Source organism: Streptomyces sp. MAI_2237 (assembly GCF_054189285.1).
Genome location: NZ_JAJPGQ010000003.1, coordinates 2,088,942 through 2,102,588, shown reverse-complemented (window position 1 = coordinate 2,102,588; position 13,647 = coordinate 2,088,942). Strand labels below are relative to the sequence as shown.

Sequence of the window (13,647 nt, the reverse complement as noted above, 5' to 3'; positions counted from 1 at the left end):
CCCCTCCGGTCGATTCCGGCGCGGGTGCCGTCGCCGGAAAGAGTGTCTTGACTTTCCGTGTCCGCGATATATCGTGAAATGAAGAAGACGCGATATGGCGCGTTGCGACGGGGAGGTCAGCACCATGCCCGAGTGGTCCGTCTCAGAGCCGCGGAAACTCACGTTCGACGAGCCCGTGCGAGAGCTCCACGTACGCATCGTCAACGGAACGGTGAACGTGGTGGGCACCGACGAAGGTTCCGCCCGCTTGGAGGTCTCCGACATCGAGGGGCCGCCCCTGGTGGTCACGCAGCAGCACGGCACGCTCACCGTGGCCTACGAGGACCTGCCCTGGAAGGGGTTCCTCAAATGGCTCGACCGCAAGGGATGGCGGCGCAGCGCCGTGGTCTCCCTCGCCGTACCGGCCGACACCCGTCTCGAGGTGGGCGTGGTCGGCGCCGCGGCCGTGGTCTCCGGGCTGGAGGGGCGCGCGGAGGTCAAGGGGGTCACCGGGGACACGACCCTGGTGGGCCTCACGGGCCCGGTGCGCGCCGACACCGTGTCGGGAAACGTGGAGGCGCAGGCCCTGCGCGGGGACCTCCGCTTCAACTCCGTCTCCGGGGACCTGACCGTCGTCGAGGCGGGCTCCTCGGTCAAGGCGGACTCGGTCAGCGGCTCGATGATCGTCGACCTCGACCCGGCGAGTCGGCCGACCGACATCAGCCTCACCAGCGTCTCCGGCGAGATCGCCATCCGGCTGCCCCATCCGGCGGACGCGAGGGTGGAGGCGAACACCGCGAGCGGGTCGGTCTCCAACGCCTTCGAGGACCTGCGGGTCAGCGGCCAGTGGGGTGCCAAGCGCATCACCGGCCGGCTCGGCTCGGGCAGCGGCAGCCTCAAGGCGACGACGGTCTCGGGCTCGATCGCCCTGCTGCGCCGCCCCCCGATCGAGGACGAGCCCTGGGACGTCGACCCGGAGGACATCGGCCCGGTCGTCGAGGACCCGGCGCCGGGCGGCTCGGGGACGGAGGCCACGCCCACGGGCGCTCCGGCAGACACCCCGGCGGACGGACCGCACGGCGACTCGGGGGACAATTCCGTTTCCGGCCAGGGCGGTGGCGCGAGCGACGCCCCGGCCGACGGCACGACCGACAAGAAGGTGCTCTGACATGCCCCCCGTCTTCGCCCACGGCCGCCTCCGTCTCTACCTGCTGAAACTGCTGGACGAGGCGCCCCGCCACGGCTACGAGGTGATCCGGCTCCTGGAGGAGCGGTTCCAGGGGCTGTACGCACCGTCGGCCGGCACCGTCTACCCCCGCCTGGCCAAGCTGGAGGCCGAGGGCCTGGTCACCCACACCACCGAGGGCGGCCGCAAGGTGTACGCCATCACGGACGCGGGCCGCGCCGAACTGGCCGACCGCTCCGGCGAACTGGCCGACCTGGAGCTGGAGATCCGCGAGTCGGTCGCCGAACTCGCCGCCGAGATCCGGGCCGACGTGCGCGGCGCCGCGGGCGACCTGCGGCGCGAGATGCGGGCGGCGGCCACGGAGGCCCGGCGGGACGGGGGCGCCAAGGACCACGGCGAGCGGGACGGCGCGTCGCAGGACTTCGGGGACTACGACGAGAAGGAGGCCTGGCGCGCCGCCAAGGAGGAGATGCGGCGGGTCAAGCAGGAGTGGAAGGAACAGGCGCGGCGGGCCAAGGACGAGAGCCGGCGGGCCCGCGAGGAGGCCCAGCGGGCCCGGCGCCAGGCCAAGGAGGCCCAGGAGCGGGCCCGGGCCCAGGCCCAGGAGGAGCTGCAGCGCATCGGCCGGCGCGTGCAGGAGCAGGTACAGGACCACTTCGCGCGCGGCGACTGGCCGACGGGGGTGCGCGAGGGACTGACGGAACTGGCCAAGGAGTTCGGGGACTTCGGGAAGGACTTCGGCAAGGAGTTCGGGAAGGACTTCGGGTTCGGCCGGAACGGCGCCGGTACCTCGGCACCCCGGCCTGAGTACTCACAGACGCCCGAGGACTTCCCCGCCGACTACGAGCCGGCCTGGGCGCACGAGGACGCCACCGGCGATCCGTCCCGCGACCTCGACCGTCTCCTGGACCGCTTCCGCGACGACATCCGCGACGCGGCCAGGGACCACGGGGTCACGGAGGACCAACTCCGCGAGGCCCGCCGCCACCTGTCGACGGCGGCGGCCCACATCGGGGCGATGCTGCGCGGCCCCAGGGTCTGAGCACCGGAGGTCTGAGCACCGGAGGTCTGAGCACTGGAGGCCTGAGCACCGGAGGACCGCTCCCCGCGTCCGCGGACGCCGCAGCCGGCGTCGTCCGCACCACCGCCGGAGGAAGCGGCCCTCCGCACGCCGGGGCACGAGAAGGGCACCACGCACCACGCAGCCCCCTCCGCATCCGCCCTCGCCCCTCCCCTATCCCTCCCCTCCCCTATCCCTCCCCTCCCCCTCAGCCGGCCTTCGCTCGCCCCTCGCCGCCTCCGTACAGGACCCGCGTCAGCGAGTCGTGGGTCACCCCGTGGTCGGCGAGGACCTCTGCCGCCACACCGCCGCCTGTCGTCAGGGCGAGCAGCAGGTGCTCGTCGCCGATGTGCCGGTCGCCGTGGGCGACCGCGGTGCGCAGCGACCTCTCCAGGACACCCTTGGCGTCGCGGCCGAAGGCACGGCGGCCCGACCACCAGCCCTTGTCCCCTCGGTCGCCGGACATGGCCCCGACGCCGTGCACCTCCTCGACGCGGGCGACGATCTCCGCCACGTCGATGCCCAGCCCGGCAAGGGCGTCGGCATCGGCCCGGGAGAGTCCGGCGCGCCGTCGGCCCTCGGCCACCGCGTCCCGTACGGACTCCTTCCTCGCACCGGTCACTCCCAGCGAGGCCAGCGCGAAGGAGGCCCGGCTGCCTTCCCGTTCCAGCACCGCGAGCAGGAGGTGGTCGGCGTCGACCGTCCGCTCTCCCGCCCGTTCCACGTGCTCCACCGCGCCTCGCACCACCGCACGGGCGTCCTTCGTGAACCGTTCGAACATCAATGCCTCCCGTACTTCTTGTGCACGGCCTGCCTGCTGACGCCGAGTTCCGCGGCGATCTCCTGCCACGACCAGCCCTGATTGCGCGCACTGCGCACCTGTACCGCCTCCAACTGCTCCAGCAGGCGGCGAAGTGCGGCCACGGCGCGCAGTCCGACCCGTGGATCGCGGTCACCGGCCCGCTCGGCGAGATCCGTTGCTTCGGTCATACTGTCAACTTACGTTGACAAACCCTCGCCGTCAACCACGGTTGACAAACGCGGACGGCCGACCCGGAGAACGGGTCGGCCGCAGGCACGGACGAAGTACGGGACGGAGGTCAGTCGTTGGTGAGGACGACCTTTCCGAACAGCTCCCCGGACTCCATCCGCTCGAAGCCCTCACGCGCGCGGTCCATCGGCAGCACCTCGTCGATGACGGGACGGACGCCGGTCGCGGCGCAGAAGGAGAGCAGGTCCTCCAGTTCGTCCTTGGTGCCCATCGTGGAGCCGACGACCTTGAGTTCGAGGAAGAAGATGCGGGTGAGCTCAGCGTGCGAGGGCCGGTCGCCGCTGGTGGCGCCGGAGATGACGAGCGTGCCGCCGGGACGCAGGGACTTGACGGAGTGCGACCAGGTCGCGGCGCCGACGGTCTCGATGACGGCGTCGACCCGCTGCGGCAGCCGGGCCCCCGACTCCACCGCCTCCACGGCCCCGAGCTCCAGGGCCCGCTTCCGCTTGGCCTCGTCGCGGCTGGTGGCGAAGACCCGCAGCCCGGCGGCCTTGCCCAGCACGATCGCGGCCGTGGCGACACCGCCGCCGGCGCCCTGCACCAGCACCGAGTCCCCGGGCCGGACACCCGCGTTGGTGAAGAGCATCCGGTACGCCGTGAGCCACGCGGTCGGCAGACAGGCGGCCTCCGCGAAGGAGAGCTCCTTGGGCTTGGGCAGGACGTTCCAGGTCGGCACGGCGACCTGCTCGGCGAAGGTCCCCTGGTAGCGCTCGGTGAGGATGGAACGGGGCTCCCTGGGCCCGACCCCGTGCCCGCTCTGGCCGATGACCGAGTGCAGCACGACCTCGTTGCCGTCCTCGTCGATGCCGGCGGCGTCGCAGCCGAGGATCATCGGCAGTCGCTCCTCGGGCAGACCCACGCCCCGGAGCGACCAGAGGTCGTGGTGGTTGAGGGAGGCGGCCTTGACGTTGACGGTGCTCCAGCCGGGCCGGGCCTCGGGGGCGGGGCGGTCCCCGAGTTCGAGGCCGTTCAGCGGCTGGTCGCGGTCGATTCGGGCGGCGTAGACGGCGAACATGACCTTGACGATAGGCGGCGACCCGCACCGACGGAACCGTGCCGCCCTGTGACACATGCCCTCTTGCACCGGCCGGTCCGAGCACCGGGGCTCGTTCACTCGACCGGCCGAGCGGCCGGGTAAAGAAATGACCCCGCCCTGGCGGACGGGGTCATTCGACCGATGCGACGACCGGCGGCAGGGATGTCAGCGCCGGGCGACGCCCTCCGCACGGGCAGCGGCCGCGACCGCGGCCGTGACGGCAGGGGCGACGCGCTCGTCGAACGGCGAGGGGATGACGTAGTCCGCGGCGAGGTCGTCCCCGACCACGCCCGCCAGCGCCTCAGCGGCGGCGATCTTCATACCCTCGGTGATCCGGGAGGCCCGCACCTGCAGCGCGCCCGCGAAGATGCCCGGGAACGCCAGCACGTTGTTGATCTGGTTCGGGAAGTCGGACCGCCCGGTGGCCACGACGGCGGCGTACTTGTGCGCGACGTCGGGGTGGACCTCGGGATTCGGGTTGGCCATGGCGAACACGAACGCGCCCTCGGCCATCGAGGCGACGGCTGCCTCGGCGACCGTACCGCCGGAGACGCCGATGAAGACGTCCGCGCCCGCCAGCGCGTCCTCCAGCGAACCGCTGATGCCGGCCTTGTTGGTGAAGCCCGCGAGCTCCCGCTTGACCGGCGTGAGGTCCTCGCGGTCGGCGGACACGACACCCTTGCGGTCGGCCACGGCCACGTCGCCGATGCCGGCCTCGACCAGCATCCTGGCGATGGCGACACCGGCCGCACCGGCGCCGGAGATGACGGCCCGCAGGTCGGCGAGGCCCTTGCCGGTCAGCCGCGCGGCGTTCCTGAGGGCCGCCAGCGTCACGACCGCGGTGCCGTGCTGGTCGTCGTGGAAGACCGGGATGTCGACCCGCTCCTGCAGCTTGCGCTCGATCTCGAAGCACCGGGGTGCCGAGATGTCCTCCAGGTTGACGCCACCGAAGGAGGGCGCGAGCCGGACCACGGTCTCGACGATCTCGTCCACATCGGTGCAGTTCAAAGCGATCGGAACGGCGTCCACGCCGCCGAACTGCTTGAACAGGATGGCCTTGCCCTCCATGACCGGGAGGGAGGCCTCGGGGCCGATGTCCCCGAGTCCGAGCACGGCGGTGCCGTCGGTGACGACGGCCACCACGGACGACTTCCACGTGTAGTCGTGGACCAGTTCCGGCTGCTCGGCGATCGCGGTGCACACGCGCGCCACGCCGGGTGTGTATGCGAGGGACAGGTCGTCCTTGTCACGGACCGGCACGGTGGCCTGCACGGCCATCTTGCCGCCGCGGTGCAGCGCGAACGCCGGATCGAAGGAATCGAGGGGCTCCGCCCCGCCGTCCTGGTCCGTACTGCTGTCGCTGCGAGGATTGACGATCTCCGCTGCCACTTTGTTTTACCCCTTAAATCTTCAATGGTTGAGGGTGGCCACTCCTGGTGAGAAGTGGGCGGGACCGCGCATGGCCCGATCTATTGATGCGTACGGGTCATACGCGACGGGCGCGCCGCACACGCGCCACGAGCCCCGGATGAGGGGTGTAAAGAACCTTCTTACCGGACGGACCCGTCGAGGACGAGTCCATTAAGTGCAAGGTCACACCACCGCGCCGGAAGGTCACATCTGGGTGACGAGAATCGTCCCGAAATATAGGGACAGACCCTCGACCAGCGCCTGACGACCGGTCGAACAGTGATCAACACCTCGTCACCTCGGTCCGCACCCTGAGATCAGCCGGAGATCTTCCGGCCTAAATGGCGGATTTCAGGAGATGATCCCGTCATCTTGTCCGGACCTGGTCGGGTTCGGGGGTCACCCGTTATCCGATTTTGACATCTCCAGCCCCCTGAACGGCTCCGTCCGAATGGCAAGATGCCGTAAACCCGCGAGGTCGCGACACCCGATGGTGTGTGTTGTCGTCGACCCATCGGCATCTCCACCCATCAGCCGGAGGAACCCAAGATGACCGCAAGCTCCACCCGTCGTGCGACCGCCACGCACCACCGTCTGGCCGCGGCCGGTGCGATCGCGGTCGCGGGCGCCCTGATTCTCACCGGCTGCGGTGACCAGACCGACAAGGGCGGCAGCAGCTCGGGATCGGCGTCCTCGTCGAACGCGCCGCTCGCGAGCAAGCTCCCCTCCGACATCCGCAAGGCGGGCGTCATCAAGGTCGGCTCCGACATCGCCTACCCGCCGGTCGAGTACATGGAGAACGGCAAGGCCGTCGGCATCGACCCCGACATCGCGGCCGCCCTCGGCAAGCAGCTGGGCGTGCAGTTCCAGTTCGAGAACGGCAAGTTCGACAACCTGATCGTCGGCCTGCAGGCCAAGCGGTTCCAGGTGCTCATGTCGGCGATGAACGACACCAAGGACCGCCAGAACGGCATCGACTCCGACACCGGCAAGAAGGTCGGCAACGGCGTCGACTTCGTCGACTACTTCACCGCGGGCACCTCGATCCTGGTCCAGAAGGGCAACCCGAAGGGCATCAAGTCGCTCGACGACCTGTGCGGCAAGGTCGTGGCCCTGCAGAAGGGCACCACGTCCGAGGGCATCGCCAAGGCGCAGAGCAAGAAGTGCACCAAGGACGGCAAGAAGGCCATCAACCTTCAGACCTTCGACACCGACCCCGAGGCGCTGCTCCGTCTGAAGCAGGGCGCGTCCGTCGCCGACCTGAACGACTTCCCGGTCGCGGCCTACAACGCGAAGACCTCCGGTGGCGGCAAGGACTTCGAGGTCGTCGGCGACCAGATCGAGGCGGGTCCCTACGGCATCGCGGTCAGCAAGACGGACACCCAGCTGCGGGACGCCATCCAGGCCGCCATGAACGCGATCATCAAGAACGGCGACTACCAGAAGATCATGCAGAAGTGGAACGTCACGCAGGGCGCGGTCACCGAGTCGAAGATCAACGGCGGCTCCTGAACAGCTTCTGGCACCACTGAAGGGCTGTCATTGTGACTGACACCGTCGACAAGATTCCGGCGCCATCGGTGCCGCCGGAGCAGATCAAGGCCATACCGGTGCGGCACTACGGCCGCTGGGTGTCCGGCGTCGTGGTCATCGGCATCGTGGCGCTGATCGGTATCGCGTTCTCCAACGCGAACATCAACTACAGCGTCATCCCGGACTACCTCTTCGATCCGGGCATCGTGTCCGGCGCGTGGACCACGCTCTACATCTCCGTGCTGGCCATGGTGCTCGGCGTCGCCCTCGGCGTCGTCCTGGCTGTGATGCGGCTGTCGTCGAACCCGGTCACCAGCACCGTGTCCTGGTTCTACATCTGGTTCTTCCGCGGCACGCCGGTCCTGGTCCAGCTGCTGCTCTGGTACAACATCTCGCTCGTCTTCCCCATCCTGAACCTGGGGTTCTACAAGAACGAGATGAACCAGGTGATGACGCCGGTCCTCACCGCCCTGCTGGGTCTCGGCCTGAACGAGGCCGCGTACATGTCGGAGATCGTCCGGGCCGGCATCCAGTCGGTCGACGAGGGGCAGACGGAGGCGTCGCACGCGCTGGGCATGACCCAGGGCCAGACGCTGCGCCGGGTGATCCTCCCGCAGGCCATGCGGGTCATCATCCCGCCGACCGGCAACGAGTTCATCAACATGCTGAAGACCTCGTCGCTTGCCTACGCGGTCCAGCTGCCCGAGCTGATCAAGAAGGCCACCGACATCTCCAGCACCTCGCTGGCGGTCGTCGAGATGTACTTCGTGGCCTGCATCTGGTACCTGTTCCTGACCACGATCTTCAGCATCGTGCAGTACTACATCGAACGCCGGTACGCCCGTGGCTCGACGCGCAACCTGCCGCCGACCCCGTTCCAGCGGCTGAAGAAGAACCTCCGCATGTTCGGTTCGTTCCGTCGCCCGGAGGTGGCCCGATGACCCGTCTCAGCAAGGACATCCCGACGTCCGGCAGCGGCGCGCCGATGGTGAAGGCCGAGGGCGTGCACAAGTCCTTCGGGCTGGCGCACATCCTCAAGGGCATCGACCTGGAGGTGAACCCGCGCGAGGTGTTCTGCCTGATCGGTCCGTCCGGTTCGGGCAAGTCCACCTTCCTGCGGTGCATCAACCACCTGGAGCAGATCAGCGCCGGCCGGCTGTACGTCGACGGCCAGCTGGTCGGCTACCGGCAGAGCGGCGACAAGCTCTACGAGCTGAAGGAGAAGGAGGTGGCGGCGCAGCGGCGGGACATCGGCATGGTCTTCCAGCGCTTCAACCTCTTCCCCCACATGACGGCGCTGGAGAACGTCATGGAGGCGCCGGTCCAGGTCAAGCGCGAGTCCAAGGCCGTCGCCCGGGAGCGGGCCCAGCGGCTGCTGGACCGCGTCGGCCTCGGCGACAAGACGAGGCAGTACCCCAGCCAGCTCTCCGGTGGCCAGCAGCAGCGCGTCGCCATCGCCCGGGCACTGGCGATGGAGCCGAAGCTGATGCTCTTCGACGAGCCGACCTCGGCTCTGGACCCCGAGCTCGTCGGCGAGGTGCTCGACGTCATGCGGGACCTGGCGGAGGACGGCATGACGATGATCGTCGTCACGCACGAGATGGGCTTCGCCCGTGAGGTCGGCGACTCGCTGGTCTTCATGGACGACGGTGTCGTGGTCGAGGCAGGCCATCCCCGTGAGGTCCTGACCAGCCCGCAGCACGAGCGCACCAAGTCGTTCCTGTCGAAGGTTCTCTGAACCGCGGGCATCGAAAAGGCCGGGTGCGGAAGGAACTGTTCCTTCCGCACCCGGCCTTTCGTTCCCGCTCAGTGAAGGTAGGTCGTCCAGCCCTGGCCGGGATGCAGTCGAGACGGGCGCGCGCCTTGCGGCCGCAAGGGTTCTTGGTGGAATTCACCGTGTAGGACCTGCCGCTAGGAAGGCCACTGCGCCCTGCCATTCACCTCAACGCCAGCATCAAAGTGTCCGAAGGCGAGCACCACACCGCCCGGGCCTCTGCGAAGCCCTTCTCGCGCAGCGTGCTCGCGTGCCAGGCGGCGGAGGGCATCTCGCCGTCCGCGTGGGCGCCGTAGATCTCGAAGCGGCGGGCCGTCGGGGCGGCGAGTACCGGGTCCTCGGCGGCCTGGGCCCACCACTCGGCCCAGTCGAGGGCGCCCCCGCTCTGCGCGCGGCCCATGCGGGCGTGGCGCTGGATGCGCTCGGCCACGTTGATGCGGGGGGTGGTGTCGTCGGGCATGTGGTCGGCGTTCATGAACACGCCGCCGTGCCGGACGAGTCCGGCCAGCCGGCCGTAGAGGCCGTCCAGGGCGTCGGTGCGCAGCCAGTGCAGGGCGGTGGCGGTGAGGACCGCGTCGTAGGTGTCGTACGGCAGCAGCGCGGGCCAGTGCGGGTCCTTGAGGTCGGCCTCGACGAGGACCACCCGCTCGTCGCCCTCGAAGGTGCCGCGCGCGATGGTGAGCAGGGCCGGGTCGAGGTCGATCCCGGTGCTGGTGGCGTTCGGGAAGCGGTCGAGCAGTCGGGCGGTGATGCTGCCGGTGCCGCAGGCGAGGTCGAGGACGCGCGGCTCGGTGCCGACGAAGGCCTCCACCATGTCGAGCATGACGCGGAACCGCTCCTCGCGGTCCGGCATGTACCACTCCTGCTGCCGGTCCCAGGACCGCTGGTACCGCAGCGCCCATGCGCGGTTGCCCGTGTCCGTCGCGTTCGTCGCGTCCGTCGTCATCGCTGCCCCTCCGCCGTCGACGGTCGTAATACCCTGGAAGCACGATCATCTGTTACCGACCGCACCCACGACCATAGAGCGCCTGCGTAAGGACCACAAGTGGAACTGGCCTATTACTCGGACTATGCCGTACGGCTCGTCAACAGCGAGGAGCCGAAGCGGGGCAAGGACGCGCTCACCTCGGTGGAGGCGGTGCGGGATCTCTTCGGCACCAACAAGGAGGCGGGCCGGCGCGCGACGGACGCGGACGTCACGCGTTTCCGTTCGGTCCGGGCCCGGCTGCGGGCGGTGTTCGAGGCGGCCGACGCCGGTGACGAGACGCTGGCGGTGAATCTGCTGAACTCACTGCTCCTGGAGTTCCCGGTCAGCCCCCAGATCTCGGGGCACAACTTCCGGGACGACGACGGCCGGCCCCTGTGGCACATGCACCTGGCGGACCACCCGTCGAACGCGACCGCGGGCTACGCGGCCATCGCGGCGATGGGCCTGGCGTTCCATCTGACCGAGTACGGCGTCGACCGGCTGGGGCTGTGCGAGGCCGCGCCGTGCCGCAACGCCTACCTCGACACCTCGACGAACCGCTCCCGCCGCTACTGCTCCGACCGCTGCGCCACCCGGGCGAACGTGGCCGCCTACCGGGCCCGCAAACGCCTGGAGGCCGACCGGTCGGAGACCACGGGCCACGCGGCCGACAGCGCCCAGCGGGCGAGCGCGAGCGGCGAGCGCTGACCGGCCTTCAGCGGCCGGTACCGGAAGCGGACCCGGCCCAGGACCAGATCCTCCGGGACGGTCCCGTAGTCCGTGCTGTCGCCGCCGGCGTAGGGGTTGTCGCCGAGCACCCACCAGCCGCCCTCGCGGCGCTCGGCGGCCCGCTTGACGACCAGCAGGTCCTGCTGGAAGGGATGCCTCAGTACGACGACGTCACCGGGCCGGATCCGGGCGCCGTACTGCACCACGAGGCGGTCCCCGTGGTGGAGCGTGGGCACCATGGACGGTCCGGTCACTTCCGCCACCCCGAAGGGCAGCAGCGCCCGTCCGCGCTCGACGTCCTGCGACAGCTCCGGCATCGCCGGCACCTCCCCGGTCCGATCCTCCACCAGTCTCAGTCTGACCCTGGACTTTTGTCCTAAGCCCATGGGGGCACTCGCGAAATAGCCTCTCCCAGGGAGTAATGTCGCACCTGAGAAGACGATCACGAGGAAGGAACGCTTCATGCTTTCCCGCCTGTTTGCCCCCAAGGTCAAGGTCAGCGCGCACTGCGACCTGCCCTGCGGCGTGTACGACCCGGCCCAGGCCCGCATCGAGGCGGAGTCCGTGAAGGCCGTCCAGGAGAAGATGGCCGGCAACGACGACCCGCACTTCCAGGCGCGCGCCACCGTCATCAAGGAGCAGCGTGCCGAGCTTGCGAAGCACCACGTCTCCGTGCTCTGGAGCGACTACTTCAAGCCCCCGCACTTCGAGAAGTACCCGGAGCTGCACCAGCTGGTCAACGACGCTCTGAAGGCCCTGTCGGCCGCCAAGGCGTCCACCGACCCGGCCACCGGCCAGAAGGCCCTGGACTACATCGCCCAGATCGACAAGATCTTCTGGGAGACCAAGAAGGCCTGACGAACGCCTCGTTCGCGGGGACCGGCGATCGGTGCACCATCGCGGGTCCACGGGCTTCCCGAAGGGGTCCGACCGGTTCTCCGGTCGGACCCCTTCGGCGTTCCCCGGCCCGACCGAGCCCGTCGTCGTCCTCGCCCGCCACCAACAGGCCCGCCGCCGCGCCCACGATCCGCGGGTCGGGGCGGCCGACGACCTCGTCGACGATCCCCCCGAGATCGTCCTGGCGACCTCCGTCGACAGGAAGGCCCCGACGATGTTGAGGACTCCGCTGATCAGGACCGCGGTCCTGGGTTCGAGCGCGCCGGTGGCGATGGAGGTGGCCCTCGCGTTCGCCGTGGCGTGGAATCCGCTGGTGAAGTCGAAGGCGAGAGCCGTGTCCGCTTCCGGCGCCCGGCCGGTGAGGATCGTGCGATGCTGACGTGATGAACCGTGAGGACCTGGTGCGGCTGCGCAGGGCGCGCGACCGCATGGACCGCGAGTACGCCGAACCCCTCGACGTGGCCACCCTCGCGCGCACCGCCCTGATGTCGCCGGGCCACTTCCAGCGCAGCTTCCGCGAGGCCTACGGCGAGACCCCGTACGGCTATCTGATGACCCGTCGTGTCGAGCGCGCCAAGATCATGCTGCGCCGCGGCGACCTCACCGTCACCGAGGTCTGCATGGCGGTCGGCTGTACCTCGCTCGGCTCCTTCAGCGCCCGCTTCACCGAGCTGGTCGGCGAGACGCCCAGCTCCTACCGGGCCCGCTCGCACGAGGAGAGCGCGGAGATCCCGCCCTGCGTGGTGCGCGCGTACACGCGTCCACGACGGACCTGACAGCGGCCAGGACATTAGGTTGGAACCATGGACCTGAAACTGCACAACTGTTTCATCGCCGTCGACGACCACGACAAGGCGATCGCCTTCTACTGCGACGTCCTCGGCCTGGAGATCCGCAACGACGTCAAGTACGAGGGCATGCGGTGGACGACCGTCGGGCCGCCGCTGCAGCCCGACGTGTCGATCGTCCTGGAGCCGCCCGCGGCCAACCCCGACCTCTCGCCCGCCGACCGTGACGTGATGGAGCAGCTGCTGGCCAAGGGCGTGCTGCGCGGGGTCAACTTCACCACCGAGGACTGCGACGCCCTCTTCGCCCGCGTCTCGGCGTCCGGCGCCGAGGTGATCCAGGAACCGACGGACATGCCGTACGGGGTCCGCGACTGCGCGTTCCGCGACCCGGCGGGAAACATGCTGCGGTTCATGGAACGGAAGAGCTGACCGTCGCCCAGGCACACCCGAGGATGGTGCGGCCCTCCTCTTCCGGGCAGTCGCTGGGCGCGGGCCGCTCGGAGGGGGGCGCGTTCTCCCAGCGGGCGGGGGGCGGCGGCGCGGCGGAGTCCTGCAGCCACAGGGTGAGCAGTCCTCCGGCGACCACCGCGACGGCCCACGCGATCATCGCCCACCGCCACAGACGGCGGCGCGATAAGCCGGTCATGCCCAGGGCTCCACATCCACCACGGCGGCCACCGGTATCGGCCCGTACACGTGCGGGAACGCCTCCCCGCCGGGCCTGTCCGTCTCGTACTGCACGGGCACGTCGAGACGGTCGGGGTCGATGACCAGGACCACCAGATCGTCGAGGCCGGCGAAGAAGCGGCGGGCCGTGGCCGGGAGCTGGGCGCGGGTGGAGCAGTGGATGAAGCCCTCCTGCGCGAGGGTGCGGCCGCGCGTGGACGTCTCGTACGTTCCCCTCGCACGGGCGGCCTCCCACAGGGAGCGCTCGGTGATGTGGACGATGTGCTCGCTCATGGGGTCACGGTACGGCGCGTCGCGCGGCCCGAGGGCGCCTGCCCGCGATGGTCGGCACGGGTTCTCAGGATTCTTCGGCAGCCGTCCCGCCGGGCGCCCCGCGGGGCTCGGCGCCGCCGGGGACGTACGCCGCGCACTCGGGATTGTGGCAGGGGCCCGGTGTCCACAGCGGGACCCAGGCGCCGAGCGTCTTGTGCCGCTTGACGACGGTCTCCACGGGCTGTCCGCAGACGGGACAGACCTGGTCCGAGCTGTCCATGCCCTCAGGGTAGGCCGG

Annotated in this window: 18 protein-coding genes and 1 pseudogene; 9 read left to right on the top strand and 10 right to left on the bottom strand. The window is 69.8% G+C overall.

Translation table 11 applies throughout. The features are described from left to right. Positions 1-124 precede the first annotated feature (124 nt). Complete coding sequence (locus LN251_RS20240) at positions 125-1,147, top strand: DUF4097 family beta strand repeat-containing protein (RefSeq protein ID WP_458245625.1); 1,023 nt, start codon at positions 125-127, stop codon at positions 1,145-1,147. Between the two features lies 1 nt (position 1,148). Next, positions 1,149-2,207: a helix-turn-helix transcriptional regulator gene (locus tag LN251_RS20235; RefSeq protein ID WP_458245624.1), complete on the top strand. Its 1,059-nt coding sequence runs from the start codon at positions 1,149-1,151 to the stop codon at positions 2,205-2,207. A 226-nt stretch (positions 2,208-2,433) separates the two neighbouring features. Here the strand turns inward: LN251_RS20235 and LN251_RS20230 are convergent, their stop codons facing one another. From LN251_RS20230 to LN251_RS20215, 4 genes are all read right to left on the bottom strand, one after another. Continuing rightward, a complete protein-coding gene (locus LN251_RS20230; RefSeq protein WP_458245623.1) occupies positions 2,434-3,006 on the bottom strand; it encodes a Clp protease N-terminal domain-containing protein in 573 nt (190 codons plus the stop codon). Continuing rightward, positions 3,006-3,215, bottom strand: coding sequence for a helix-turn-helix domain-containing protein (locus LN251_RS20225; protein ID WP_016437953.1), 210 nt, complete (start codon positions 3,213-3,215; stop codon positions 3,006-3,008). The genes LN251_RS20230 and LN251_RS20225 overlap by 1 nt, the downstream gene beginning before the upstream one ends. A 110-nt stretch (positions 3,216-3,325) precedes the next feature. Further along, positions 3,326-4,291 (bottom strand): zinc-binding dehydrogenase, encoded by a 966-nt coding sequence (locus LN251_RS20220; protein WP_458245622.1) that lies wholly within the window; start codon positions 4,289-4,291, stop codon positions 3,326-3,328. A 186-nt stretch (positions 4,292-4,477) separates the two neighbouring features. After that, positions 4,478-5,701 (bottom strand): NAD(P)-dependent malic enzyme, encoded by a 1,224-nt coding sequence (locus LN251_RS20215; protein ID WP_458245621.1) that lies wholly within the window; start codon positions 5,699-5,701, stop codon positions 4,478-4,480. Between the two features lie 570 nt (positions 5,702-6,271). On the opposite strand from LN251_RS20215, the gene LN251_RS20210 reads away from it, so the two are divergent. The 3 genes from LN251_RS20210 to LN251_RS20200 are packed head-to-tail and all read left to right on the top strand — an operon-like array spanning position 6,272 to position 8,993. Beyond that, positions 6,272-7,234: an ABC transporter substrate-binding protein gene (locus LN251_RS20210; protein ID WP_458245620.1), complete on the top strand. Its 963-nt coding sequence runs from the start codon at positions 6,272-6,274 to the stop codon at positions 7,232-7,234. 32 nt (positions 7,235-7,266) lie between these two features. Then, the gene (locus LN251_RS20205) at positions 7,267-8,196 is read left to right on the top strand and encodes an amino acid ABC transporter permease (protein ID WP_404161503.1); all 930 of its coding nucleotides are present in this window, start codon (positions 7,267-7,269) and stop codon (positions 8,194-8,196) included. Beyond that, the gene (locus LN251_RS20200; protein ID WP_458245619.1) at positions 8,193-8,993 is read left to right on the top strand and encodes an amino acid ABC transporter ATP-binding protein; all 801 of its coding nucleotides are present in this window, start codon (positions 8,193-8,195) and stop codon (positions 8,991-8,993) included. Before LN251_RS20205 ends, LN251_RS20200 begins: the two co-directional genes overlap by 4 nt. 199 nt (positions 8,994-9,192) lie before the next feature. Here the strand turns inward: LN251_RS20200 and LN251_RS20195 are convergent, their stop codons facing one another. Next, complete coding sequence (locus LN251_RS20195) at positions 9,193-9,975, bottom strand: class I SAM-dependent methyltransferase (RefSeq protein WP_458245618.1); 783 nt, start codon at positions 9,973-9,975, stop codon at positions 9,193-9,195. A gap of 99 nt (positions 9,976-10,074) precedes the next feature. Between LN251_RS20195 and LN251_RS20190 the strand changes: the two genes are divergently transcribed. Then, positions 10,075-10,704 (top strand): CGNR zinc finger domain-containing protein, encoded by a 630-nt coding sequence (locus tag LN251_RS20190; protein WP_458245617.1) that lies wholly within the window; start codon positions 10,075-10,077, stop codon positions 10,702-10,704. Here LN251_RS20190 and sodX read toward each other — a convergent pair. Then, on the bottom strand, positions 10,608-11,042 hold the full coding sequence (gene sodX, locus LN251_RS20185; RefSeq protein ID WP_058928182.1) for a nickel-type superoxide dismutase maturation protease: 435 nt from the start codon (positions 11,040-11,042) through the stop codon (positions 10,608-10,610). The genes LN251_RS20190 and sodX overlap by 97 nt on opposite strands. 145 nt (positions 11,043-11,187) lie before the next feature. On the opposite strand from sodX, the gene sodN reads away from it, so the two are divergent. Further along, positions 11,188-11,583: a superoxide dismutase, Ni gene (sodN, locus tag LN251_RS20180; protein WP_023546844.1), complete on the top strand. Its 396-nt coding sequence runs from the start codon at positions 11,188-11,190 to the stop codon at positions 11,581-11,583. A 204-nt stretch (positions 11,584-11,787) separates the two neighbouring features. Here sodN and LN251_RS20175 read toward each other — a convergent pair. After that, a pseudogene (locus LN251_RS20175) lies at positions 11,788-11,988 on the bottom strand (inorganic phosphate transporter); the annotation flags it as partial. A 17-nt stretch (positions 11,989-12,005) separates the two neighbouring features. Here LN251_RS20175 and LN251_RS20170 point away from each other — a divergent pair. Then, the gene (locus LN251_RS20170) at positions 12,006-12,398 is read left to right on the top strand and encodes a helix-turn-helix transcriptional regulator (RefSeq protein ID WP_458245616.1); all 393 of its coding nucleotides are present in this window, start codon (positions 12,006-12,008) and stop codon (positions 12,396-12,398) included. 27 nt (positions 12,399-12,425) lie between these two features. Further along, positions 12,426-12,839, top strand: coding sequence for a VOC family protein (locus tag LN251_RS20165; protein WP_458245615.1), 414 nt, complete (start codon positions 12,426-12,428; stop codon positions 12,837-12,839). Here the strand turns inward: LN251_RS20165 and LN251_RS20160 are convergent. The 3 genes from LN251_RS20160 to LN251_RS20150 all read right to left on the bottom strand — a co-directional run bounded on the left by LN251_RS20160 (position 12,820) and on the right by LN251_RS20150 (position 13,629). Continuing rightward, positions 12,820-13,056, bottom strand: a complete 237-nt coding sequence (locus LN251_RS20160; RefSeq protein ID WP_458245614.1) for a hypothetical protein — start codon at positions 13,054-13,056, stop codon at positions 12,820-12,822. The genes LN251_RS20165 and LN251_RS20160 overlap by 20 nt on opposite strands. After that, entirely contained in the window at positions 13,053-13,370 is a 318-nt protein-coding gene (locus LN251_RS20155; RefSeq protein ID WP_458245613.1) for a DUF952 domain-containing protein, read from the bottom strand. Before LN251_RS20155 ends, LN251_RS20160 begins: the two co-directional genes overlap by 4 nt. A 64-nt stretch (positions 13,371-13,434) precedes the next feature. Next, complete coding sequence (locus LN251_RS20150; RefSeq protein WP_458245612.1) at positions 13,435-13,629, bottom strand: hypothetical protein; 195 nt, start codon at positions 13,627-13,629, stop codon at positions 13,435-13,437. Positions 13,630-13,647: the final 18 nt, after the last annotated feature.

Coding starts and splice junctions, on each gene's coding strand:
- LN251_RS20240 (WP_458245625.1), top strand. CDS start 125: ATGCCCGAGTGGTCCGTCTCAGAGCCGCGGAAACTCACGTTCGACGAG.
- LN251_RS20235 (WP_458245624.1), top strand. CDS start 1,149: ATGCCCCCCGTCTTCGCCCACGGCCGCCTCCGTCTCTACCTGCTGAAA.
- LN251_RS20230 (WP_458245623.1), bottom strand. CDS start 3,006: ATGTTCGAACGGTTCACGAAGGACGCCCGTGCGGTGGTGCGAGGCGCG.
- LN251_RS20225 (WP_016437953.1), bottom strand. CDS start 3,215: ATGACCGAAGCAACGGATCTCGCCGAGCGGGCCGGTGACCGCGATCCA.
- LN251_RS20220 (WP_458245622.1), bottom strand. CDS start 4,291: ATGTTCGCCGTCTACGCCGCCCGAATCGACCGCGACCAGCCGCTGAAC.
- LN251_RS20210 (WP_458245620.1), top strand. CDS start 6,272: ATGACCGCAAGCTCCACCCGTCGTGCGACCGCCACGCACCACCGTCTG.
- LN251_RS20200 (WP_458245619.1), top strand. CDS start 8,193: ATGACCCGTCTCAGCAAGGACATCCCGACGTCCGGCAGCGGCGCGCCG.
- LN251_RS20195 (WP_458245618.1), bottom strand. CDS start 9,975: ATGACGACGGACGCGACGAACGCGACGGACACGGGCAACCGCGCATGG.
- sodX (WP_058928182.1), bottom strand. CDS start 11,042: ATGCCGGAGCTGTCGCAGGACGTCGAGCGCGGACGGGCGCTGCTGCCC.
- sodN (WP_023546844.1), top strand. CDS start 11,188: ATGCTTTCCCGCCTGTTTGCCCCCAAGGTCAAGGTCAGCGCGCACTGC.
- LN251_RS20170 (WP_458245616.1), top strand. CDS start 12,006: ATGAACCGTGAGGACCTGGTGCGGCTGCGCAGGGCGCGCGACCGCATG.
- LN251_RS20165 (WP_458245615.1), top strand. CDS start 12,426: ATGGACCTGAAACTGCACAACTGTTTCATCGCCGTCGACGACCACGAC.
- LN251_RS20160 (WP_458245614.1), bottom strand. CDS start 13,056: ATGACCGGCTTATCGCGCCGCCGTCTGTGGCGGTGGGCGATGATCGCG.
- LN251_RS20155 (WP_458245613.1), bottom strand. CDS start 13,370: ATGAGCGAGCACATCGTCCACATCACCGAGCGCTCCCTGTGGGAGGCC.
- LN251_RS20150 (WP_458245612.1), bottom strand. CDS start 13,629: ATGGACAGCTCGGACCAGGTCTGTCCCGTCTGCGGACAGCCCGTGGAG.